Genomic DNA, 25,003 nt, shown 5'->3' on the forward strand with positions numbered 1-25,003 from the left:
AATCAAACGATATGAGCCAAGAAAAAAAGAAACTCTACCGGAGTTTTGGGCCAAGTAACTTTGCTGTAGATAATGCCATTAGTATGTTTTTGCTAACGGGAATTATCTTCCTTTTTGGAGCGCAATCTTATTTGACCATGCCCAAAGAGGCCTTTCCAGAAATTGTGATTCCTACTATTTATGTGGGAACGACCTACTCGGGAAACTCGGCCGAGGATATGGAAAAACTGGTGACCATTCCGCTAGAAAAAGAGATTGGGTCCATTACGGGAATTAAAAAATTGGAGGCCACTTCTATTCAGGATTTCTCGAATATCATTGTAGAATTTAATACCAATGTAGAAGTAGAAAAGGCCCTGCGGGAGGTAAAAGATGCCGTAGACAAGGCCAAAAACGACGCAGATTTTCCGCAGGATTTAACGGCGGGTCCCGATGTTTTTGAAATCAACTTCTCTGAATTTCCTATCCTGACGGTCAATATCTCGGGCCGTTATACCGAGGACGAACTCCGCCAATATGGAGAGTACTTGCAGGATGAAATTGAGAAACTGTCCGAAATTTCGGAAGTAAAGCTCAAGGGAACCTCGGACAAGGAGGTGAAAATAGATGTGGATTGGTTTAAGATGCAAAGCCGCAAATTGAGCTTTAATGATATTGCCAATGCGATTAACATGGAAAACCTGACGCTCTCTGCTGGAGACTTTAAGTCGGAGGGTTTTAACCGCTCGGTACGGGTAGTGGGCGAGTTTAAAAATGTGAAGGAGATTGAGAATATCATCATCCGCTCGGAGTTTCAAAACCCGGTTTTCCTCAAGGATATTGCTAGCGTAAAAATGGGGTTTGAGGATCCTACTTCTATTGCTCGTAGCGACCAATTGCAGGTTGTTTCTTTGGATGTGATTAAGCGTTCTGGAGAAAACCTTTTGGATGCTTCGGATAAGATTAAGGAGTTGGTAGAAAAGGCGCAGGCTAAACGCTTTCCTTCTGATTTGAAGGTCCAAATCTTTAATGACCAGTCTGTAGATACCCGCAACCAGGTGTCTAACCTACAAAACAGTATCATTTCAGGGATCATTCTCGTTGTTTTGGTCCTTTTGTTTTTCCTTGGTTTGCGCAATGCCTTATTTGTGGGCTTGGCGATTCCCATGTCGATGTTCCTCGGGATTTTAATCCTGAACCTCATGGGCGTTACCCTCAACATGATTGTACTCTTCTCGCTCATTTTGGCCCTAGGGATGTTGGTCGACAACTCTATTGTGGTGGTCGAAAACGTCTTCCGATATGTGCAAGAGGGCTATAGCCTCAAAGATGCCTCTAAAAAGGCAGCGGGCGAGGTGGCCATGCCGATCATCTCTTCTACGGCCACTACCTTGGCGGCTTTCTTTCCGCTTTTGTTCTGGCCCGGCCTAATGGGTGAATTTATGGGCTATTTGCCCCTCACCTTGATTATCGTTCTGATTTCTTCGCTCTTTGTGGCCTTGGTCCTTACGCCTGTCTTTACGGCGGCCTTGATGACCAAAGAAAAAACGCCAGAAGAAGTAGAAGCAGAAAAAGGCAAAAAGCTCATCAACAACTTAATTTGGATTGGCGTTTTGGCCACTATTGCTGTAGGCGGCTGGATTACGGGCACCGATTGGGTCCGAAACCTCTTTGGTATCGTCACGATCTTGACGGCCATGAATGTCTTTTTGTTTGCTCCTGGCGCCGTCTTTTTCCAAGATAAGTTTCTCCCTGTACTAGAGAGTATCTACGATAAATTTATTGGTTTTGCCCTAAAAGGGATCATGCCTTACCTTATGTTTTTGGGCGTTATTGGCTTGCTCTTCCTTTCTGTGGTTCTAATGGGGGTTTTCCCACCCAAAGTAGAGTTTTTCCCTGCGGCAGAACCCAAATACGTCAATGTCTTTGTCGATCTTCCTATTGGAAGTAGCATTGAGGCGACCAATGAATTGATGAAGGAACTAGAGGGTAAGGTAGAGGCCGTTGTTCGTCCCTATGACGAAAAGGGCGTTATTGAGGCGGTACTTTCTCAAATTGGAGAAAACACCTCGGATCCCTCTGGTCCCCCCGAACCTGGCGCTACGCCCAACAAGGCCCGTCTAACGGTTTCTTTTGTGCCTGCCGATGAGCGTCAAGGGGTATCTACTAGCCAAATTATGGAAGAAATCCGCCAATCGGTCCAAGGGTATGCTGGAGTAGAAATTGTGGTAGACCGCAACCAAGAAGGTCCCCCCACGGGTAAGCCCATCAACCTAGAGATTTCTGGGGATGATGTAGAAATGAGAGAGCTTTCGGCAGTGGCCAATACGGTCCTCAATAAGCTTCGCAATGCCAATGTACCCGGGGTAGAGGAGCTCAAGATGAATGTCAATGCCAATGTGCAGCAAGACCTCATCGAGATTGACCGAGAAGCGGCTCGCCGCTATGGCCTATCTACTTATGATATTGCTATGACAATTCGTACGGCCCTTTATGGCCGCGAGGTCTCTAAGTTTAAGGAGGGAGAAGATGAATATCCTATCATGCTCCGCTTTAGCGAGGAGTACCGCCAAAGCCAAGAGGCCCTAATGAACCAAAATGTGACCTTCCGAAATATGGATGCGGGGGGACAAATTGTGCAGATTCCCATTTCTTCGGTGGCCAAGAAGGTGCCCAGCACTACCTATAATGCCGTTAAGCGAAAGGATGAGAAACGGACCATCACTATTTATTCTAATGTGCTAGAGGGCTTTAATGCCAATGAGGTGGTGCAGCAGTTGCAGTTCATTATGGAGGACTACGATATGCCCGAGGGGTACAGCTTTAAGTTTACGGGAGAACAGGAGGAGCAAGCCGCCGCTATGGAGTTTTTGGGTTCGGCCTTTACCATTGCGATCTTGGCCATCTTCCTCATCCTCGTTTCGCAGTTCAACTCGCTCAGCAAGCCCTTTATCATTATCCTTTCGGTCTTCTTTAGTACCATTGGGGTGCTCTTGGGCTACATCCTCACGGGCATGGATCTGGTGGTCATTATGACCGGTATCGGTATTATCTCTTTGGCTGGGGTGGTCGTAAATAACGCCATTGTACTCATTGATTATACGGACTTCCTGCAGAAGAGGCGAAAGGAGGAAACGGGCCAAGACCAACTCACGGATGATGAGGTCAAGCAGTCGATTATCGAGGGTGGAAAAACCCGTCTTCGTCCCGTACTCCTCACGGCGATTACTACGGTTTTGGGCCTCATTCCCCTAGCCGTTGGCTTCAACTTTGATTTCTATGGCCTAATTACAGAGCTCAACCCCAATATTTACTGGGGAGGCGATAATGCCGCTTTCTGGGGCGCCATGTCTTGGACGGTGGTCTATGGCCTTATTTTCGCCACTTTCCTTACCCTAGTCATTGTCCCCGTGATGTATTGGCTAATGTATAAGATTAACCGCTTTTTTGCTGGCCTCTTTGGCCGCAATAAGGCCGCATAAACCCAGGCTTTGATCAAGCTTATCCTAAGGTCTCTACTTCGGTAGGGGCCTTTTTTGTTTTTGGGGCTGCTGTTTTGGGGCCTCCTGCCTACGGCAGGCGCTACGCTTTGGGGCTCGCAGGTCTGCTCGGCCCTTCAGGCTCCACTTCATTTCGCCTTCGGTCTGGCCCTGCGGGCCACCCCGCCGCATCGCTAGGCCGAGGCGGCGCAGCCGCCTCCCGCTGGGGTCTGGCCTTTGGCTACTGCTGCACATCGGTTACTCCCTTTGGTCGTCGAACTGCGGCCTAAAGGCCTTGTTGTGGCCGAGGCGGCTGCGCCGCCTCCCTAGGGCTTAATCTTCTTTTTGGACCAATTTGAGGAGTTCTCTAGCGGCGCGAAAAGAAGAGGTTTGTCCATTGCGGACCGCGCTTTGCCAGCCGGGCCATTGGCTTTGAACCTTGGGGTGCTCATAGAAGTGGCGGAGCAGCTCTTGCTCAATACTTTGGCGCATCCAGTATTCGGCTTGTTCGGCTCTTCTTTGAGACCAGTAATTATTATTTTGGGTCAGTTGGCAATAGTCTTGAATTTGCTCCCAGATGGCTTCTAATCCTTGGGCATGTAGGCCAGAGGCCAGACTCACCTTGGGCGTCCAGCCCGATTTTTGGGCCGGAAAGAGGTGGAGCGCATTGCGGTATTGTTGCTTGCTTCTTTTGGCGGCTTGCAGGGCTTCGCCATCGGCCTTATTGACCAGCAGCAGGTCCGCCATTTCGACCACCCCTCTTTTGATGCCCTGTAGTTCGTCGCCAGCATTGGGCAGTAGTAAAAGCATAAAGAAATCAACCATAGAGTGCACCGCTAGTTCTGATTGGCCCACCCCTACGGTTTCTATAATAATGGGAGAAAAGCCAGCCGTTTCGCATAAAAATATGGCTTCTCGGGTTTTTCGGGCCACGCCGCCTAGGGCATCGCCAGCGGGAGAGGGGCGCACAAAAGCTTGGGGGTGGCTAGATAAAGTTTGCATCCTTGTCTTATCGCCGAGGATACTGCCGCCAGTGCGTTGGCTACTAGGGTCGATGGCTAAAATGGCAGGGCGAAAACCTTTTTGGATCAGCATTTGGCCAAAGGATTCGATAAACGTACTTTTGCCCACGCCGGGAGAGCCGGTAATGCCGAGGCGGAGGCTCGACTTCTGTTGTTGGAGGCAGGCCTCAATCAGTTGGTCGGCCTTAATGCGGTCGCTGGCTTTTTGGCTTTCGACCAGGGTAATGGCTTGGCTAAGCAAAAGGCGGTCTTGGGCCAAAATTCCCTGCAGTAATTCCTCTACAGAGGGCTTTCGTCTTTTGAAGCGGGCCAATTGCTTTTTCTTGAAGCTTGGGGTTTCTGTTATCCCTTTGGCGATATGCAGGGCTGATTTTTTATCTTTATTATTTTCCATCTCTATAGGTTTAGGGCCAATCTTTAGCAAATTGGGTATTAGAAGGAGCGAAGCGACTGGCCTAGCGATGTGGAGCAGTGGCCCGCAGGGCCAGACCGAAGCGCTTTAGCGCTGAAGGGCCGAGCGAAGAGCGAGCTGCGCAACGTAGCGCCGCAAGGCGAAGCCGCAGCGGAGGCCCCAAAATATTAAACAAAAATATGAAGAACTACCTACAATTTGTCCTCCTTTTATGTCCATTTATGCTTTGGGGGCAAGCTTATCGGGAATTGCGAGTAGAGCAATATCAGTACAATTTGGAGGGCGACAGCATGCCCATCAAGAAGCAGATTTGGCGTTATGGCGAGGGGGGAATACTGTTGGGGCAGGAAGAATATGAATATCGGAAACAGCCAGCGGGCAGCTTAAAATCTTCTTTTTTGTATCAGTATGATGAGGAAGCGAAGCTGGGGCAGCAGCAAAAATTGCAGTATTCGGTCAAGGGCGGCCAGCCTCAGTCTCAGCTCTTAAAAACCTATTATCTAAAATATGGGGCTGATGAGCAACTGCGGAGCAAGCAACTTTACTTTGATAAAACGGGAGAGTTGCAGCGGGAAGACACCTTAAGCTATAATAAAAAGGGCCAATTAGTGGTAGAAGAGACCTTTGATTATCGGGGGAGCACCTCTCATCGGTCTTGGCGGATGAAATACAACAAGGCGGGCAAGCTCAAGAAAAAGGGGCGTTATGTACATTGGAGCACCGTAAAGCGGGGCGGCAAGGTGGTCTATAAAAAAGAGCGTAGAGAATGCTACCGCTACAAATACAACCGAAAAGGGCAGCCCAAGCTCATGAAAGGCAAGAGCAGCAGCAGGCGATACAAAACGGTTTGGAAATATGACGAGGAAGGGCGGATCAGCTTTTATCAGTCGCATATCTGCAAGCGTTTTAAGAACAGCCCCAAACCCAAAAAGAAAGGAGAAGAAGAGCAGAAAGAGAAAAAGCAGCCCAAATACCGTTATGTGAGCGAATGTCATACAAAGAAATATGAAAAAGGCCAATTGGTTTTGGAGGTAGACTATGACCATGGAAAAGTAAAAGAGCGGAGCGAAACTAGCTACATCCAAGATACTTTAAAGAGCGAATTAAAATATTGGGTAGCGGGCAAACTCAAGCGAGAAGAAAAATACTACTACGATAGTTTGGGGCAACTGGAAAAGCAAGAAAACTATTACTACAATAGTTTGGGCCTATTGAATTATCGCTTAGATATTTATTATAATAGCAAGGAACAAATTTTGCGAGAAGAGCAGTGGGTCCGAGAGCAAAAAGTAAGAGAATTGCGGCATCAGTATGATGCAAAGGGCCGTCAGCAAAGAACCACATTAATGCTAGAAGATGGGCAGAAATTTGAGAAAACCTATTATTTTTATAAGGATTAAGCTTGCCTATATTCTGCCTGCAGGAACCTATAAAAGCGTCAAACTTTAGTATGATCACTAATAATAAAATAAAGAAAGCGGCCTATCTGATGGGATTTATTGGCTTTTCTTTGGCTAGTCAGCCCCTATTGGCCCAAAAAGCCAAGGTGAAATCTTTGGAGTTTCAGCAAAGAGAAATCAAGGAAGAGATTCAAAAAGACAGTTTATTGACCACCAAAAAGGAGCTCAAAGAATATGATGAACAGGGGCGCTTGATTTTGCAAAAAATCTTTGTGGCCAACCCCATCGGTCAATTAACGCCGCAAAAGGAAGTCAAAAAAACCTTTGAGGGACGTATCCTGAGAGTAGAAGAAGAAACAGAATACGATGAAATGGGCGATCCGCTCAAGATGGAACAAAGCCATTACAATGACGACAAAGACATTGTAAAGCTAGAATACATTGACTACCTCAAAGCGCCCGATACCCGTTATACCAAAGAATATGAGTATGACGAATATGGCCTACTCGATAAGACAACACTTTTTAACCCCGAGGGGAAAAAAGTGGGGCAGGAGCGCTGGAAGTACAATGCCGATGATGAAATTATCAAGTATACCAAATGGGAAAAGCTGCCCTCTGGCAAAAAGTATAAGGAAAGCGAAAAAACCGAATATGACGAAAACGGCTTTTTGGCTTCCTCAGAAAAGGAAATAGATGATGGTCAGGACAAATACAAGGAGATTACCACCTTTGTCCGTAACCGAGTAGAAGAACAACTCAAATACAAAAATGGCGAGTTGATCAGTGAGTTTGGGGGCGCCAAAAAAGGCGGCTTTGATCCCTCTAAGGCTAGAGTCATGATGACCTTTAATAATGATGGCGGCGGCCTAGGTGGCGGCGGTGGATTTGGTGGCGGCGGCTTTGGCCGTTGGGCCAATGAGGATGAATACGATGATAAGGGGAATAAAATCAAGACCATCCAAAAAGTAGATGATGTAGTCACGCAGATTACCTTCTATAGCTATGACGAACGCAACAACTTGATTAGTAGCAAGAAGGTGGATTATGAAGGAGAGAAAGAAACAAGAGTAGAGGAGGAGGTCCAAGAATTTGACGACAATAACAATATGCTACGTCGTGCTGTTTATGTAGATGGACAGCTCATCTCAGAAAAACGCTACAATTATCAATATCGCTAAACTTCTATTGCTGTTCTGTTGCTTGGGGCCTTCGCTTTGGGGGCAGGCAACCGATAGCATTCCGCAGATCAAAGAGAAGCGCATTCTCGATTATCGCCTAAAGGATAACCAACGCCTGCTGCAAAAAAAGACCGTCTTAGAATATAATATCTATGGCAATTTGGTGCAGCAGAGTTTCTATAAAGGCGAACAGCTTCAACGTGCAGAGCACTTTAAATACGACCGCTTGGGCCAGTTGGTGGGCCGCCTGCGCTACGACTCTATGCAGGCTTTGGTCTGGAGCGAAGACCGACAACTAGATGAGGAGGGCCGAAAACTAAAGGTGACCCAAACCGCCTATCAACCTCCTGGTTTTCAGCAGCAGTATACCCTCTATAGCTACAATAGCCGAGGGCAAATCAAACAGGTCCAAACCTATAATACCGAAGATCAATTGGTGAGCGAGGTGAACTACCTCTATAGCCAGTTGGGCGAGCTGCTGGGGAGCAACGCCTGGGACCTCCAAGAAGATGGCAGTAAACGCAGCCTCAGCATTTTGCATGAGTATAATAAAAAGGGCCAAATTCAACGCTCGGTCAGTATTTTGCAAAATGGCAAAGATCGCTATAAGGAGGTCCGAAACTTTGAAAACTGCTTTGTCATTGAGTGGCAACGCTACCAAAATGGCGTGCTCTATAGCCATTTTAAACATGATAAAGAACAAATTCGAGAGCAGGGACCCAGCGAAATTCCGCCCCCTTTGCCTTTCCAATTGTCTCCCCTAGAGTATGAGGAAAGCCGCAAAGACCCCCTTCAGCAAATGGATTACCAACCGCTCCGAAGCATTAGTACTAAGAACAATGATGCCGGCTTGCCCGTCAAAGAAGCCATCCGAGAAGGAGAAAAACTGGTAGAGGTCCGCTACTTTTTCTATGATGAAGCCCAACGCCTTATCCGCCGCAAAACTGTCGATAAGGTTAATGAGAAGGTCAAAGAAGAAGAGCTAAGCTATACCGCCAAAGGCCTCCCCCTCCAACATCGGCAGTATTTAGATAAAAAACTGATCCAAGAACGAAGCTATGAATATATCTACTATTCTAACTAAAAAGCGGCTGTAGTCCTCTGTTTTTTGGCCTTAGTCTGTACCTTTACCGCCCAATTTTACGATTTTCCCGCAAAACAATTCTACCAATGAATATACTCAAAACAACTAATTTTTCTGCTGTTAGGGGCCTCCGCCTCGCTTCGCTCGTCGGCGCTATGCTGCATAGCTCGCAGGTCTGCTCGGCCCGGCGCAGGCGAAGCCTGCGCCGGTCTGGCCCTTCGGGCCACTATTCCGCAGCGCTAGGCCGAGGCTTTGCTCTTCTCTTCCTTTTGGCCCTTTTGCCGCAGCTCCTCTTGGCCCAAAAACCACAGATTAAGTTTTTGCAGCAAAAACATTATGTGCCGGCCCTCAATAAGGGCTTGGAGCTGCAAACCCAAACCGAAAAGTACTTTAATGAATATGGGGCCGTCACTCGAGAGGAGTACTTTAAGATGAGCTTGGACAGCACCCTCAATAGCCAACGCAAAATTATTCATAGCTACGATAGCCGAGGCCGCCACCAAAATAGTCTGTACTACAATGGCGATAATCTGCTAGAAAGAGAGGTGAAGATTTATTGGGACCAAAAGAACAATAAGAACAAAATTGAAGAAATTTCTTATGTAGATGGCCAACAAGCTTCGGTGGCCATTACTTATCTGCTCACTTATGATGAAGCAGGCAATAAGGAAATAGAACAGTACTTTAATACCAAGGGTGTAGTGACCCGCCAGCGAAATTGGTTCTACAACAAACAAGATGAGGTCATCCGCTCTTTGGAGCTGGTAGAAGAACCCAACCAACCCCGCAAAGAGATTAAAACCCGCTACAAAAGGGACCAAGATGGCTACCTTACCAAATCTATTACCGTTGAAAAGATTAACGGAAAGCTCTTCAGAAAAGATGTTCGCTACTTTGAGAATAGCTTTCTCATCCGCTGGAAAAAATACATTGAGGGCAAGTTCGTGAGCGAGTTTGTCAATGAATACCGAGATAGTGTGCTGATCCGCCAAACCGAAAACGAACGCTTTGACCCAGAGAAAAAGCGCAAGCGCTCTAAAAAAGAAAGCATTTGGGTGACCAATACAGAGTATGATGTTTATGGAAACATTTTGGTCCAAACCAAAAGCCGAAATGAGCAGGTGGTGAGCATTGTACAATATGCCTATGATGATTATGGTAATCGCATCAAAACAATCAAAATTAATAGAGAGAGTAACGAAAAAGAAGAAGAGCGTTTGACCTATGACAAATGGGGAAATGTGGCCAGCTTAGAGCTGCTCAAAAATGACCGCATTGTGTATAAGGATGAATTTGTATATGAATATCACCCCCGCAAACGCAAAGATTAGCGCCCTCTGGGTCTAGAAGGCGGCGCAGCCGCCTGGCTGAGGGATGGATAGCAGTGGCCCGCAGGGCCAGACCAAAGCCCAAAGGGCTGCAGGGCCGAGCAGGCCTGCGAGCTGCGGTACAGCCCGACCCGGCCATAGGCCGGGGCAGCCCCAAAATTGTATCCTCATTAAAATTATATCAATGTTTAGCCGATTAGTTTTTATTAGTTGTTGTTTGGCCTTTTCGCCCTTGCTTCAGGCCCAGTTAGAGATGCGTCTCGATAGCATCAGCCAGATTATTCAGCATAGCTATAGCTTTACCGAAGAAGGCGAGCAACTGCTGAGCATTTTGAGAGAGTCCGTTTATGATGATGAGCAGATTATGACGCGGCAAGACCGCTGGCATTATGCTTATCCGAATGGAAAGAAAACCGCCAAATTGCACTACCACTATAGCTATAACCCCAACAGCTATATGGGCGAGTTTTATAATGAATATTTGGCCTATGAAGGCGGCCCCAAAAAGGCCAAAAAGAAGAAAACGACCTTTAAAAGCCACCAACATAGCGCTACCGAAAGAGAGCGGGTGCAGCAGTTTGATGCCCAGGGAAAACTAAGCCGAGCAAGCGAAAACCGCTACGATAAAACAGGGCAGTTGGTCTATAGCAAAAGTACGGATTATAGCTACTCGCCCCCCCTTATCCATATTGATGAGGTGGAGCGCAATGCCGCCGGCCAAATTGTAAAATGGACCGCCACAGATAAAAGTGAGCTAGGCACCGAAAAGGTCCGAGAAACTAATTGTAAGTACCTTTTTGATACCCTTTTGCTAGAGTCTACGGGCTATGTCTATAGCGATTGGAACCAAACCAAAAATAAGTATAACAAAAAAACAGGCGAAATTAAGAAGTCGACGATTAGTTATGGCCTGCGCCAAAGCAATGGCAAAGTGACCATCCGCCACAAAAAAGTGAGCAAGTACAAAAACAATCGGCCCATTAAAAGTGTAGAATACAACTACAAAAAGAAGTTTAAGACCTCTAAATTTAGCTATAATGGCCCAGTGGCCACCGAAAAAGTCGATTATAAAGACAAAAAGGAAAAGGACATCATCAAGACCGAGAAAAAGGTCTATAATGCTAGCGGAAAACTACAACTCTATGAACGGGCCATTGATGGCGTACCCCAATACCGAGAGCAATATAGCTATGATGCCGCCGACCGCCTACTAAAATATACCGAAACGGAGTTTAGAGAAAATGGGGCCCACTCTATTACCGTCATTGAGTATAATATTCGCCAAAATCCAGTGAAAAAACAGCTTTTTCAAGGCGATAAGCTGCTCAAATTAGATGAATATAGCTACATCTATCAGGAAAACTAGGCCCCAAGGCAGTCGCCTATATCTAGAATTATTTATATATTGGAAGTAGAACCATATACCACCATAATTTCAATTTAAGAAATGAGTATTATTGAACTAAAAGTACCCGTAATTGGGGAATCAGTTACAGAGGTGACGCTATCGGCCTGGCTCAAGGAAGATGGCGCCTATGTAGAACAAGATGAGGCCATCTGCGAATTTGAATCAGATAAGGCCACCGTAGAAGCTCCTGCCGAAAAAGCAGGTAAACTTATTTGGGTTGCTGCCGAGGATGATGATATTCCAATCGGTGGCGTTTATGCCAAAATTGATACGAGCGTTTCTGGCGGCAGCAGCGAATCTACTCCTGAAGTAAAGGAGGAAGCTCCCGCTCAAGAAGAAAAAACAGAGGAGGCCGCTCCTCAAGAGGATAGCTATGCGGCTGGACATCCTTCTCCCGCTGCTCGCAAACTCATGGATGAAAATGGCCTTACTGCTGCCAATATCCAAGGCACCGGCAAAGATGGTCGCATCACCAAAGAAGATGTACTCAAGGCGATAGCCAACAAGCAAGCCGCGCCTAAAAAAGAGGCCGCTCCCAAAAAAGAAGAGCCCAAAACTGTGGCCGCTCCTCCTGTTAGTGGAGCCGCTAACTTTAGCCGCGAAAAACGCCAAGAGAAGATGTCGCGCATGCGCCGTACTATCGCTTCTCGCTTGGTCTATGCCAAAAATGAAACGGCCATGCTCACTACCTTCAATGAGGTAGACTTGACCAATATCATGAAGTTGCGCAAAACTTACCAAGAGGATTTTGTGAAGAAATATGGCATCAAACTCGGCTTTATGTCGCTCTTTGCCAAGGCTTGCGCTAAGGTCCTTATGGAAATGCCCGATGTGAACGCTCAACTCACAGAAGATGGCAAAAACCTCATTTATCACGATTATGCCGATATTTCTATCGCCATTTCTACGCCCACTGGCCTAGTGGTGCCTCCCGTTCACAATGTGGAGTCGCTCAGTTTTTCTGATATCGAGTGGAAGATCAAGGAGCTAGCTGGCAAGGCCCGCAGCGGTAAATTGACCTTAGACGAAATGAGCGGCGGAACCTTCACTATTACCAATGGTGGCGTTTTTGGCTCGATGATGAGTACGCCCATTATCAACCCCCCACAATCGGCTATTTTGGGTATGCACACCATCCAGCAGCGCCCCATGGCCGTAGACGGCGAGGTCAAAATCCGTCCCATGATGTATTTGGCCCTCTCTTATGACCACCGCGTGATCGACGGTAGCACTTCGGTGACCTTCCTCGTGAAAGTTAAAGAATTGCTCGAAGATCCTACTCGCTTGTTGCTCGATCTCTAGATCAATAGGCCTATAAAGCATAATGGACCAACCTCTTTTTGGGGTTGGTCTTTTTTTTGGCCGGCTCGATCCTACTGCTTTTTTGGGGCTGCCCCGGCCTTTGGCCGGGTCGGGCTGTGTCGCAGCTCGCAGGTCTGCTCGGCCCTGCGCCGCCAAAGGCGGCTAGGTCTGGCCCTTCGGGCCACTGCTATCCATCCCTCAGCCAGATTTAATCGCGCTGCTTTGGCCATGGTTTGCTATGAATTTTCTGCTAGGCCAGCTATTTTTTAAGGGCATAGCCTTCGCTATGGCCGAGGAAAATAGGGCCGACTAGCGGGAAATTGCTGCAAACTATAAAAGTGAGTGCGTTTAAATCTGGCTATTGCCGCGTCGCTGCGCTCCTTTGCGGCGGCGAAGCCGCCTGCTAGACGTATATTTTCCAATATTCTATGCAAAAACTTGGGGCTTTGGCCTAAAAAGTAGGATTTTTGCGGGGCCAACGCCTTGGCCTTGGCTTACGTCTATAATTATAGGGCCAAATGAAGGGGCTTTGCCCCTTTGGCCGAAGGCCAAAACGGCTTAGGGATGGACAGCAGTGGCCGCAGGCCAGACCCAGCCAGCTTGCTGGCGCAGGGCCGAGCGATCAGCGAGCTGCGAAACAGCCCGGCCCGCCCTTCGGGCGGGCAAGCCCCAAAAAGATCAGAATAGAATAATAGCTATGCAAGCATTGATAAAAAGTCTCCTTTTTTCTGCCGTCATTTTGCTCCTTTTGGGGCAGTCGGCCTGCCGATACCCCTATTATACGCCTCAGGCCAAAAAGGCCCGCAAAGCCCTCAAAGCAGAAAAAAAGGCCCGCAAAGCGGCTGCGGCCCAACTGCCCAAAAGCGATACGACAATAGCGGCTAGCGATGAAGGGATTGATCAACTGCCCAAGACAGATCCCAAGGCCAGAGCTGGCCAAAAAAAGGAAACTGATAAGCTCGTCGATGCCCCCGCTCTAGATAGTTTGCCGCCTAGCGATACGAGCCAAATGGCCCTTGCGGCCATAGATAGCAGCGGGACCGACAGCTTGCTCTTGAGCCAGGTCGATAGTCTGCCGCCCATTGTCTTTAATCCAGATTCGCTAGATTCTCCTGTGCAATACGATGCCAAGGACTCGACCATTTATGACCTCATGAACCAGAAGATTTACCTCTATGGCTCGGCAGAGATCAACTATGGCCGCTATCAGCTCAAGGCCGGCTATATTGAGGTCGATTTTTTGACCTCAATTGCTACGGCCCAGGGTTTTCCGGATAGTACAGAGCCCTCTGGGATTCGAGAAATGCCCTACTTTTCGGATGGCAACCAAAAGTTTGAGGCCAAGAAAATCATGTATAACTTTAAGACCAAAAAAGGGAAAGTCTTTGATACCAGCACCGAGCAAGGCGACGGTTATTTTCTGTCAAAAGCCACTAAATTCATTAGCAAATCGGGAGATAGTACGGCCAGCAGTGACGTTTTATATGCGGGAGGCTGCACCTACACCACCTGCGACCATAAGCATCCGCATTTTGGCCTGAGAAGTAGTCGGGCCAAGGTGATTCCGGGTAAATTGATTGTGGTGGGGCCTTCATTTATTGAAATTATGGGGAGCCCGACCCCTTTGGCCTTGCCCTTTGGCTTTTTTCCGATCACCAACAGCCGAAAATCGGGCTTGATCCTGAGCACAAACATTGATTTTTCGCCAAACTGGGGGGCGGGGATTCGAGAAATTGGCTACTATCAGGTGATTAGTGACCAAATGGACCTCAAATTAACGGGGGACTTTTATACTCGGGGGACCTTTAGAGTGAATTTGGAATCCAATTACAAAATGCGTTATAAGGCCTCTGGAGGATTTCGGATGAGCTATGCGCGGACCGTAGAGGACGAGCCCGGCACGCCAGATTATAGCTTGCTCAAAGACTTTAACATTAGCTGGACTCATCAGCAGGATGCCAAGGCGCACCCTAGTCAAAGTTTTTCAGCCAGTGTAAACTTAGGGACTTCGGATTATTTTAGAAATACAGAGCCTTCGGCCAATTTGACTTTACAATCTACCTTACAATCGAGTATTTCCTATAGCAAACGCTTTTTGGGGACCCCTTTTTCTTTGGCCATTGCTGCCCGTCACTCTCAGAACACTAGTAGCAATACGATGAACATCACGGCTCCACAAACCACCTTGACCATGAACCAAATCTACCCATTTCAGCGGAAGGTTCAGTTGGGTGAGCAGTCTTGGTACGAGCGGATCGGCTTTTCTTATTCGGCCACGGCCAACAACAGCTTTCAGATTGCGGATAGTTTGCTCTTTTCTGCAGATGGTTTGGCGGATGCAATGGAAGAGGCCAAATATTCGGTGGTGCATTCGCCCAGAGTCAATTTATCGCTCAAATTATTTAAATACATCAACGTACAGCCCAATATTTCTTATCAGGAGAGCTGGTACTTCTACTCCAATGAGCAAAGTTTTGACCCCACTTTAGTCATCTCTGCCGACACCAGCTATGATGAGGACGATCCGACGATCATCTCGAATATTGATGCGGATACTACCTTTGGTACCTTAAACACATTTAGAGACTATGGTTTTAATGCCGTACGGAACTTTAGTGCGGGGGTAAACATGAGCACCCAGCTTTTTGCCACGGGGACCTATAATATTGGTCGATTAGAAAAAGTGCGGGCGGTGATTCGCCCCAATGTTGGTTTAAGTTGGCGGCCCGACTACCAAAGTGATTTTTGGGGCTACTATGGAGAGGTACAAACCGATACGCGTTATCCGGATGAGCTGACGACTTATCGTCGTTTTGATGCGGTACCTTCTGGGGGGGAGCAGGCCCTATTGACCTATAGTTTGAATAGTCGGATAGAGGGAAAGCTCAAGCCATCTCGTCGAGATACCAGCCAACAGAAGAGCAATAAATTTCCGATCTTGAACAACCTGAATGTATCGGGGAACTACAACTTTGCGGCGGACAGTCTGCGTTGGTCCACCATCAACTTGAACGCCAACACCACCTTATTTAAGATGGTCAATGCTACCTTTTCTATGGTTTTTGACCCCTACATTGCCGATCAAAATACCAATACGCGTCTAAACACCTTAGAGTGGACCAAAAACGGTCGTTTGGCTCGTTTCACTTCTGGGGCCTTGGCCTTGAGTACGCAAATCAACCCCAACTCCCTCAAGCAATTATTTTCGGATCCTTATAAATCGAAGACAAAGAAAGAAGAAGAGGCGAAATCCTTTGACATTCTTCAGCAATTGAGTTTGAACTACAACCTCAGATTTAATCGGTCTTATATAGAGGGGGTAGATAGTTTGCAATTTACGGCCAACGAGCTGTCTATGTCTGGAGCTTTTCGCTTATCTAAAAACTGGGACATTCGGATTTACAGAATGGGTTATGATTTTGACAAAAAGCGGATTACCTATCCGGACTTTGGGTTTAGTCGATCCTTGCATTGTTGGGAAATGGGCATGCGTTGGCAGCCGGAGCAGCAGACTTGGAACTTCTTTGTGCAGGTGCGTCCGGGTTCATTGGGCTTCCTTAAATTGCCGGTGAATAAAACTCGTTTTGATGACTACTAAGGACTAGTTTAAAGGCTCAAAACACAGGTTTTGGGCCTTTATTCTTTGGGCCAATGGAAAAGCTTCTGTTGTAAAAAGGGCCGAAGGCCCGCGGCTGAGGGGCTGTAGCAGGGCCGCCGCAGGCGGCAGACCGAGCAGGCGTAGCCTGAGAAGGGCCGAGCAGACCTGCGAGCTGCGCAATGGCCCGACCCGCCCGCAGGGCGGGGCAGCCCCAAAAAATTAAGAAACAGTTAGTAAAAAAGCAGGGAGAGCTTGGCATTTTTGCAAGTTCGCAAAAATCTATTGTATCTTAGCGACTTGTAAACCCGATTGATTAGCCCTATTTTAGGGCTTTTTTGCATCTAAAGGCAGACAAATGGGCTAGATTACCCACGTTTTGCTTTTTGTTATCGTTATCTAAAGGAAATTATGATTGCCTACTTGCATGGTAAGCTCGTATATAAGAGCCCTACAGAATTGATTATGGATGTTGCTGGCGTGGGATATCGTCTTCACATCAGTTTGCAGACCTATCAGGCGGTGCAAGCCTTGGACCAGGCCAAGCTACTCACGCATCATTTGGTAAAAGAAGATCAGGAGGCCTTATACGGCTTTGCTACAGCGGAGGAGCTGCAACTATTTGAGCAGTTGATTTCGGTATCTGGAGTGGGGGCCAATACGGCTCGGGTCTTATTGTCGGCTATGTCGGCCAAAGAAATTCGGGGGGCAATTATTGCTGAAAACGTGGCAGTATTGAAGTCGGCCAAGGGAATTGGACCAAAATCGGCCAAGCGGATCATTTTGGAGCTCAAAGACAAATTGCTCAAAGAAAGCGGCGCGGTGAGCGAGGCCATTGCGGCTTCCATTCAGGGCCAAACGGTGGGGGAGAACCCTATTCGTTCGGAGGCATTGGATGCGCTTTTGGCCTTGGGCTTTAATAAAATAAAGGCACAAAAAGTGCTAAACAAAATTCTCAAAACGGAGCCAGAGATGCAAGATGTGGGGCAACTCATCAAGTTAGCCTTGGCTCAAATGACTTAAAATCTAGTATTATTCGATAGCAATTTTACCCAATTTTTAGATAGGAAGGAAGGGGCCTTTTATGTGCTGCCCAAAGTATTATGAATATTTTTTTGGGGCCTCCGCCTCGCTGCGCTCGTCGGCGCTACGTTGCGGGGCTCGCAGGTCTGCTCGGCCCTGCGCCGCCTTTGGCGGCTGGGTCTGCGGCTTCGCCGCCCCCCTCCACATCGCTAGGCCAGACCTCCTCTTGGGTAAAAAACGGGCAAAATGCTTTGGTACTAGACGGCTTTCCCCTTCGTTACTATCTTCCCTCTATCTCCTTTATACTGGCTTTTTGGCCAGCAGAATCAATAGACGCTATCCTTATGAATGCGAAAACTGCAGCTTTGCAGCTACTGCTGTTCTTTCTTTGTGTATCGCAAACAATGGGGGCCAATGGACCTCATTTTTATGGGCCGAGCCTGTCGGCTGGTCCAGATTGGCCATTAGGGCCAGATATTCCGAGCTATCCGACAGCGGATAGTTTGCCACCGATTAGCGAGCGCTTTGGCGACTTTGTCCGTGATCGGAGCAACAACCCCTTTGACCTTAAAGACCCTAAGGCCATAGATAAAAAAGTGACCTATGATCCTCGTTCGGGCCTTTATGTCTTGACCGAAACGATCAATGGCAGCAATTATCGTCCGCCCGTTTATATGACCCTAGAAGAATACCTAGAGTGGCGGGCCAAAGAAGAGGACCAAAACTATTTTCAGGACCTCTACCTGATGGACCGTCAGCAGGCGGGAGAAGACCCTATTGAGCCCTATAAAGAGCGAATTAAAAACAGCTTGGTGGATCGCTTGTTTTGTGGCAGCAACTTCGATGTGCGCCCACAGGGAAATATTGACTTGACCTTTGGGGCCGATTTTCAGCGCATTGCCAACCCTATTTTGACCGAGCGGCAGCAACGTCAGGGCGGCTTTGACTTTGATATGAACATGCAGCTCAATGTGGTGGGGAAAATTGGGGAGAAACTACAGCTCTCCTTTAACTATAACACCCAAGCCACCTTTGACTTTGACCGGCAGATTAAGGTACAATACCTCACCGATACGCCTTGTTCGGAGGATGATATTGTGCGCAAAATTGATGCGGGTAATGTGAGTTTCCCCTTGCGGACCTCTTTGATTCAGGGGCGGCAAAACCTCTTTGGTTTTATGACCGAATTGCAGTTTGGTCGCTTGACGGTTTCTATGGTGGCATCTCAGAGCCAGACGCAGCGCAAGGAAATCTCTATTCAGGGAGGGGCGCAGCAGCAAACTTTTGAGGTAACGGCAGATAATTATGATGAGAATCGCCACTTTTTCCTTTCTCATTATAACCGCAATACCTATGAGGGGAACATGCAAAACCTGCCACAAATCAATAGCTTGTTCAACATCACCAAAATGGAAGTTTGGGTAACCAACGACCGAAATGTGACCGAGGGCGTTCGAGATATTGTGGCCTATGCCGACCTAGGAGAAACCGATGCGGATGTAATGCTCAATGCCAACCGTTTGAATGGGGCAACAGAGCAGGGCCGCGATCTCTATGGCCGTCGCTTGCCAGACAACTATGCCAACACCCTTTATGATGAGCTCTTGAACAGTGAGCGGGCAAGGGGCTTGCAAACGGCAGTTTCTGAATTGCAGACGGGCTTCAATATGACCGATGCCCAAGACTTTTCTAAAATTAGAGCTCGTAAACTATCGGCTACAGAGTATAGTTTTCATCCACAATTGGGTTTTCTCTCTTTAAATGTATCGGTAAAGCCTACGGATGTGATTGCAGTGGCTTATCAGTATACCTATAATGGAAAGACCTATCAGGTGGGGGAATTTGCTCAGGATTTGCCTATTGATGCGGACACTTTGAATGTGATGCACCTCAAATTGCTCAAGGGCGTACGGACCCGAGTGGACCTACCGATTTGGGACTTGATGATGAAGAATATTTATTCTTTGGGGGCTTATCAGGTCAATAGTGAAGACTTTCAATTGGATGTGTTTTATCAGGACCCTGGAGGAGGGGAGAAGCGCTTTATTCCAGAAGGGCCAGTATCTTCTATTCCCTTATTGCGTCTTTTGAATCTAGACAACCTCAACCGTCAGGGCGACCCTATGCCTGATGGTCAATTTGACTATGTGTCGGGATTGACCATTTTGCCACAGAATGGTCGGGTGATATTCCCTGTTCTAGAGCCCTTTGGGAGTTCTTTGGAGCGGGCCTTTTTATCGGATCCAGATGACCCCAGCAGCTTGAGCAACTTGGCGCAGCGCTATGTCTATCCGCAGCTCTATGACTCTACGGTTACTCGGGCCAGAGAATTTCCGGAGTTCAACCGTTTTATCATTCGAGGAAGTTATAAGTCCTCCGTATCATCAGAGATTTCTTTAGGGGGATTCAATATACCTAGAGGATCGGTTGTGGTTTCTGCTGGTGGAGCGGTTTTGACCGAGGGCAGCGACTACTCGATTGATTATAATCTGGGCCGAATTAAAATCTTGAATGAGGCCTACTTGAACTCTGGGCAGCCCATTCGGGTCGCCTTTGAGGATAACTCGACCTTTGGGTTTAACCGACAATCTTTCTTTGGGACAAGGTTTGACTACTTTATCAATAAGAACTTTAACATTGGAGGGACCTTCTTGCATTTGTCGGAGCGGCCCTTTACCCAAAAAGTAAACTATGGCGATGACCCTATTGCCAATAGTATTTATGGTTTTGATGTACAATATAGTAGCGAATTGCCTTGGTTGACCAAGGCGGTAGATTTTCTACCTTTGATTTCGACCAAAGAAGCTTCTTCTATTACCTTTAGTGGGGAATTTGCGCATTTGCTGCCAGGCTCTCCTTCTGTAATTGATCAGGCCAATGATGATGGCGGGGTCGTCTTTTTGGATGACTTTGAGGGAGCGGCCAGTAACTTCAACCTCACCATTCCTAGTCTAAATTGGCAGTTGGCCTCTACTCCTCGTGGAGATGGCAACGACCTTTTCCCAGAAGCTAATTTAATTGATAGCCTGCCTTACAATAAGAATCGGGCAAGAATTGCCTGGTACCAACTAGATCCGGACCTCATTAGCAACCCGCCAGATAATGTGACGGCAGATGAGGCCAAAAGCGTTTATGTCCGACAGTTCCGTCAGGATGAAATCTTTAGAAACTTTACCGTCTCGGCTATTCAAAGTACGCTTTTACGGACCTTTGATTTGGCTTATTACCCCAAGGAAAGAGGCCCCTATAACTTTGATGCTCAATTTGATACCCTTGAGGCTGATAAACACTGGGGTGGGGTGATGCGTAGTTTGCAAAACAACGACTTTGAGGCTAGTAATATTGAGTTTGTAGAAGTTTGGGTCATGAGCCCATTTAAAGAAGGCTATGGCGGCAATGGGGGAGAGCTCTATATCGAATTGGGAGATGTCTCTGAGGATATTCTTCGAGATTCTCGCCTGTTCTTTGAAAATGGCCTCCCCGCTGATAGTACTTCTTCTATCCGGACCGATGAGACGAACTGGTCTAGAGTACCCCGTACTCAAGCCATTACAAATGCCTTTGATAATGATCCCGATATCCGCGACAAGCAGGATGTGGGCTTAGATGGCTATGACAATGCCAGTGAGGCCATCAAGTATGCGGATTATCTAGATTCCTTGGCGGCTATTTATGGGACCAACAGCGCTATTTACCAAGAAGCACTCAATGACCCCTCAGGCGATGACTTTCTCTATTTTAGAGATGAGTTTTACGATAATAATACGGCTCCCAACGGAGAGAACCCCATCCTTTGGCGCTATAAGCGATTTAACAACCCTCAAGGGAACTCTACCCCTGATGGGAACAATACTTCTTTTACCTCAACCTCGACCAATATCCCGAATACCGAGGATATCAACCAAGATAATACCTTGAATGAGGAGGAGTCTTATTTTCAGTATCGCATTCCCATTGACCGCGTGAATGGTAGCGATGAAATGGCCTTTACTCAATATACCTTTGACTCTGTTGGGGTAGATTATGAGGGGCCAAATGGTACCGAAACCGTTTATTGGTATCAGCTGAAAATTCCAATTGATCAATATACCAAAAGAGTAGGGGGGATTAGCGACTTCCGCTCGATCCGCTTTATTAGAATGTATATGACGGGCTTTGAGGAAAAAACAGTCATGCGTTTTGCTCGTCTGGACCTCATTCGTAACCAATGGCGCCGCTATATTCGAGCACTCCGTGAGCCTGGTGTATACTTGCCCACCGAAAATGACAATGAAACCGCCTTTGATGTGAATGCGGTCAATTTTGAGGAAAACAGCCAAAGAACGCCTTATCCTTATGTCTTGCCTCCTGGTGTAGAGCGAGAACAGGCCATTGGTGCCCTGCCCAATACCCTGCAAAATGAGCAGTCGCTCTCTATGAATATCCAAAACCTAAAGGATGGAGACGCTCGGGCCATTTACAAAATTGTCAATTTCGATATGCGGGTTTATGAACGACTCAAAATGTATGTACATGCCGAGTCTTTGCCCGATTGCGCCATAGAGAACGATCCCGGAGACCTCAAACTCTTCGTTCGCTTAGGTAGCGACTTTGAAAACAACTACTATGAGTATGAAATTCCGCTAGAAATGTCTACTGCTTTTGGCTCTGCCGATCCAGAAGATATTTGGCTGGAAAATAATGAGCTCGATTTTAGCCTAGATGCGCTACGTAATCTTAAAATTCAGCGAGATTTACTCAATGTTTCGCTTAGCTCACTTTATACCGAAAGCGATCCCGATGCGCCCAATAATAGCGTGAAAATTATTGGTAATCCCGACCTTGGCGTTGTAAAGGGTGTTATGGTGGGTATCCGAAATACGAAGGATGACGGACTCAACCGCTGTGGAGAGGTTTGGATCAATGAGCTGCGCCTAACTGGTTTTGATGAGCGAGGCGGAACCGCCGCACTCATGCGTACCGATATCAAATTGGCCGATTTGGGGCAACTGACGCTTTCTGGCCAGTTCAAATCAATTGGTTTTGGCCAAATTGAACAGCGGGTTAACCAAAGAAGCCGAGAACAACTCTTCCAATATGATGTGGCCGGAAACTTTAGCCTCGATAAATTCTTCCCGAAAAAATGGAAGCTGAAAGTACCTTTCTATGCCCAGTACTCTCAAGAAATTCTGACCCCAGAATATGACCCCTATCAGCTAGATATTCGCCTGACGGATAAACTACGAGCAGCTACTACAGCCTCGGCCCGAGATTCTATCCGCCAACAAGCTCAAACCGTCACAACTATCTCTAGCTTTAACTTTACTAATGTGCGTAAGGAAAGAACCGGGAAAAGACGTCTGCCAACAGATCTCTCGAACTTTAGCTTTACCTACGCCCAAAGTAATAATCATTATCGCTCTCCCATTATCGCCTCAGAAGAGCATATCGAAAACCGTGGCGTGATTGATTATAATTATGCTCCTGGCCTTCGCCCCATTTATCCCTTCAAAAAACTCTTTAAGAAGAAAAATAAATGGCTGGCCCTAGTGCAGGATTTCAATTTCAATCCCTTGCCCAATAGCTTTAGTTTCCGCAATGAAATGCGCCGAAACTTTACCGAAACTACTTACCGCTTCTCTCAAGATGCCTATAGCACTTGGTACGATAAGCGCTTTAGCTGGGACCGCTCCTATAACCTCCAATGGGATTTTGCCAAATCACTCAAATTTAATTTCTCGGCCACCAATAATGGCGTAATCGATGAGCCCTATGGCCGCCTAGATACAGAAGTGAAACGCGATAGCGTTTGGCAAAATATCCAAAACCTGGGACGGAATAAGAACTATCAGCACAATATGACGCTCTCTTATGCCCTGCCCCTAAATAAAATTCCAATCCTAGATTGGATTAAGGTGCGCGCCCAATATCAAAGCAATTATAACTGGAGTGTGGCTAGCCTCAATACCGACTCGCTCGGTAATGTGATCGGCAATACCCACAACCGACAACTCAATGCAGATTTTCAGTTTACTAAGCTTTACGCTAAATCAAAGTACCTGAAAAAGATTGATAGCAAACGGAAAAAGAAGAAGAAAAATAACCGCCCTAAACCCAATAAAAAAGGCGGTAAAGAGGATAAAAATAAGGAGGAAAGAGAACCCTCTATGGCCGAACGCCTGCTGATTCGCCCTCTCCTGCTTATCCGCCGTGGCCGAATTACTTACCAAGAGGATTATGCTACCTCTATCCCCGGTTTTATGGGCCAACATAGCATCCTCGGCCAAGATATCAATAGCTTTGGCGCTAATCTGGCCCCCGGTTGGGACTTTATTACTGGACTCAATCCTACCGGCCGAACGGCCACTACGGCCTGGCTAGATCAAGCCGCTAGCTCGGGTTGGGTAACTGAAAATATTTTCCTCAACCAACAGGTGACGCAGTCGCATAACCAAAGCATTTCGGCTAAATTTACCCTAGAACCTTTCCGCGATTTTAAAATTGATGTGGACCTCAGCAAAACGCTGACGGAAAACTTCTCGGAGAATTTTAAAATGGATACTATCGGCGGGAGCTTCCAACACCTCAACCCTATGGAAATCGGTTCGGTGAATATTTCTTATCTCCCCATTTTATCGACTTTTGATAAAATTGGAACTAATGGTAGCAATTCTTCCGCTACCTTTGAGGAGTTTGAAAATAATCGCATTATCATCTCTAACCGTATCGGCGATGCTAATGGCGTAACCGACCTGCACGATGATACCACCAATAATGCCGGCTACCGAGAAGGCTATGGCCGATACCAACAAGATGTGCTGATCCCCGCTTTCTTGGCCGCCTATTCTGGCCAAGATGTCAATACCTTTAAATTAGGCGATATCCGAGATCTCCTGCCTATGCCAAACTGGAAGCTGACCTACAACGGACTAACGAAAATCGATTTCTTCAAAAAGTATTTCTCTAGCTTTAGCCTTACTCATGGCTATCAGTCGAAATTAACGGTCAATAGCTTTGCTACCGACCTCGATTTTGAGGAAGATCCCGAGCAAAAAGATCCTAATAGCCTTAACTATTATTCTAGCTTCGAGATCCCCGATATCGTCATCACAGAGCAGTTTATGCCCCTAATTGGTATCGATATGCGCCTGAAAAACGGCCTTTCTGCCCGCTTTAATTACAAAAAATCGAGAAACCTCTCGATGAGCTTTGTCGATTACCAACTCTCAGAAACCAAAACTTCTGAAATTACCGTGGGCCTAGGGATGCTCATCAAAAACTTTACGCCCGATAAGCTGAATATTTTCCGCAAGAAGGGCAAGAAGAAAACAAAGAAGAAGAGCAACAACTTTGACTTTGATTTTGGGAAGACTATTCCCAAAAATGAGCTGGACATTAAGTTCGATTTCTCTTTCCGAGACGACAAAACGGTCAATCACGTCCTTGACCAAAATAACTCGGTCGCTACTCGCGGAATGAAGACGATCCGAATTTCGCCTTCTATTGATTATGCCATCAATAACCGCCTGACGATCCGATTATTCTATGATTATAACCGCACAATTCCAGCGGTTTCTACCTCTTTCCCGGTCACCAATACCCAGGCCGGGGTTACGGTGCGCCTCTCTTTGGCCCAATAAATTACGGCCAAAATGATGAACGGTCAGTGGAGCTTGCTCTGCTGACCGTTTTTTTATGTTCTGTTTTTTGGGGGCCTCCGCAGCAAAGCTGCGGCGCTACGTTCCGCAGCTCGCTACTCGCTCGGCCCTGCGGCCTGACGGCCTTGGTCTGCGGCTGCGCCGCACTGCTGC

Annotated in this window: 11 protein-coding genes; 10 read left to right on the plus strand and 1 reads right to left on the minus strand. The window is 47.1% G+C overall.

The features are described 5' to 3' along the window. Positions 1-11 precede the first annotated feature (11 nt). The gene (locus tag SGRA_RS12100; RefSeq protein WP_015692996.1) at positions 12-3,461 is read left to right on the plus strand and encodes an efflux RND transporter permease subunit; all 3,450 of its coding nucleotides are present in this window, start codon (positions 12-14) and stop codon (positions 3,459-3,461) included. A 330-nt stretch (positions 3,462-3,791) separates the two neighbouring features. Here the strand turns inward: SGRA_RS12100 and meaB are convergent, their stop codons facing one another. Continuing rightward, complete coding sequence (gene meaB, locus SGRA_RS12110) at positions 3,792-4,874, minus strand: methylmalonyl Co-A mutase-associated GTPase MeaB (RefSeq protein WP_015692998.1); 1,083 nt, start codon at positions 4,872-4,874, stop codon at positions 3,792-3,794. A gap of 197 nt (positions 4,875-5,071) precedes the next feature. Here meaB and SGRA_RS12115 point away from each other — a divergent pair, with 197 nt between their 5' ends. The 9 genes from SGRA_RS12115 (at position 5,072) to sov (ending at position 24,832) form a co-directional block, all read left to right on the plus strand. Next, a complete protein-coding gene (locus SGRA_RS12115) occupies positions 5,072-6,292 on the plus strand; it encodes a hypothetical protein (protein ID WP_015692999.1) in 1,221 nt (406 codons plus the stop codon). 50 nt (positions 6,293-6,342) lie between these two features. Further along, positions 6,343-7,473, plus strand: a complete 1,131-nt coding sequence (locus SGRA_RS12120) for a hypothetical protein (protein ID WP_015693000.1) — start codon at positions 6,343-6,345, stop codon at positions 7,471-7,473. Further along, on the plus strand, positions 7,427-8,557 hold the full coding sequence (locus SGRA_RS12125; protein ID WP_245538552.1) for a hypothetical protein: 1,131 nt from the start codon (positions 7,427-7,429) through the stop codon (positions 8,555-8,557). Before SGRA_RS12120 ends, SGRA_RS12125 begins: the two co-directional genes overlap by 47 nt. An 86-nt stretch (positions 8,558-8,643) precedes the next feature. Then, positions 8,644-9,888 carry an RHS repeat domain-containing protein gene (locus tag SGRA_RS12130; RefSeq protein ID WP_015693002.1) on the plus strand — a complete coding sequence of 415 codons (1,245 nt, stop codon included), beginning with the start codon at positions 8,644-8,646 and terminating at the stop codon, positions 9,886-9,888. A 181-nt stretch (positions 9,889-10,069) separates the two neighbouring features. Next, positions 10,070-11,251, plus strand: a complete 1,182-nt coding sequence (locus SGRA_RS12135; RefSeq protein ID WP_015693003.1) for a hypothetical protein — start codon at positions 10,070-10,072, stop codon at positions 11,249-11,251. A gap of 81 nt (positions 11,252-11,332) precedes the next feature. Beyond that, positions 11,333-12,595 (plus strand): 2-oxoglutarate dehydrogenase complex dihydrolipoyllysine-residue succinyltransferase, encoded by a 1,263-nt coding sequence (odhB, locus tag SGRA_RS12140; protein ID WP_015693004.1) that lies wholly within the window; start codon positions 11,333-11,335, stop codon positions 12,593-12,595. A gap of 697 nt (positions 12,596-13,292) precedes the next feature. Further along, complete coding sequence (locus tag SGRA_RS12150; RefSeq protein ID WP_015693007.1) at positions 13,293-16,193, plus strand: putative LPS assembly protein LptD; 2,901 nt, start codon at positions 13,293-13,295, stop codon at positions 16,191-16,193. A gap of 408 nt (positions 16,194-16,601) precedes the next feature. Next, positions 16,602-17,213: a Holliday junction branch migration protein RuvA gene (gene ruvA, locus SGRA_RS12160; protein ID WP_015693009.1), complete on the plus strand. Its 612-nt coding sequence runs from the start codon at positions 16,602-16,604 to the stop codon at positions 17,211-17,213. Positions 17,214-17,557: 344 nt separating this feature from the next. Then, on the plus strand, positions 17,558-24,832 hold the full coding sequence (sov, locus tag SGRA_RS12165) for a T9SS outer membrane translocon Sov/SprA (protein ID WP_041329917.1): 7,275 nt from the start codon (positions 17,558-17,560) through the stop codon (positions 24,830-24,832). Positions 24,833-25,003 lie beyond the last annotated feature (171 nt).

It is taken from the genome of Saprospira grandis str. Lewin, assembly GCF_000250635.1.
GTDB classification, from domain to species: Bacteria; Bacteroidota; Bacteroidia; order Chitinophagales; family Saprospiraceae; genus Saprospira; species Saprospira grandis.

What these genes read in the sequence shown, in the direction of transcription:
- SGRA_RS12100 (WP_015692996.1), top strand. Translation starts at nt 12, where the DNA reads ATGAGCCAAGAAAAAAAGAAACTCTACCGGAGTTTTGGGCCAAGTAAC.
- meaB (WP_015692998.1), bottom strand. Translation starts at nt 4,874, where the DNA reads ATGGAAAATAATAAAGATAAAAAATCAGCCCTGCATATCGCCAAAGGG.
- SGRA_RS12115 (WP_015692999.1), top strand. Translation starts at nt 5,072, where the DNA reads ATGAAGAACTACCTACAATTTGTCCTCCTTTTATGTCCATTTATGCTT.
- SGRA_RS12120 (WP_015693000.1), top strand. Translation starts at nt 6,343, where the DNA reads ATGATCACTAATAATAAAATAAAGAAAGCGGCCTATCTGATGGGATTT.
- SGRA_RS12125 (WP_245538552.1), top strand. Translation starts at nt 7,427, where the DNA reads ATGGACAGCTCATCTCAGAAAAACGCTACAATTATCAATATCGCTAAA.
- SGRA_RS12130 (WP_015693002.1), top strand. Translation starts at nt 8,644, where the DNA reads ATGAATATACTCAAAACAACTAATTTTTCTGCTGTTAGGGGCCTCCGC.
- SGRA_RS12135 (WP_015693003.1), top strand. Translation starts at nt 10,070, where the DNA reads ATGTTTAGCCGATTAGTTTTTATTAGTTGTTGTTTGGCCTTTTCGCCC.
- odhB (WP_015693004.1), top strand. Translation starts at nt 11,333, where the DNA reads ATGAGTATTATTGAACTAAAAGTACCCGTAATTGGGGAATCAGTTACA.
- SGRA_RS12150 (WP_015693007.1), top strand. Translation starts at nt 13,293, where the DNA reads ATGCAAGCATTGATAAAAAGTCTCCTTTTTTCTGCCGTCATTTTGCTC.
- ruvA (WP_015693009.1), top strand. Translation starts at nt 16,602, where the DNA reads ATGATTGCCTACTTGCATGGTAAGCTCGTATATAAGAGCCCTACAGAA.
- sov (WP_041329917.1), top strand. Translation starts at nt 17,558, where the DNA reads ATGAATGCGAAAACTGCAGCTTTGCAGCTACTGCTGTTCTTTCTTTGT.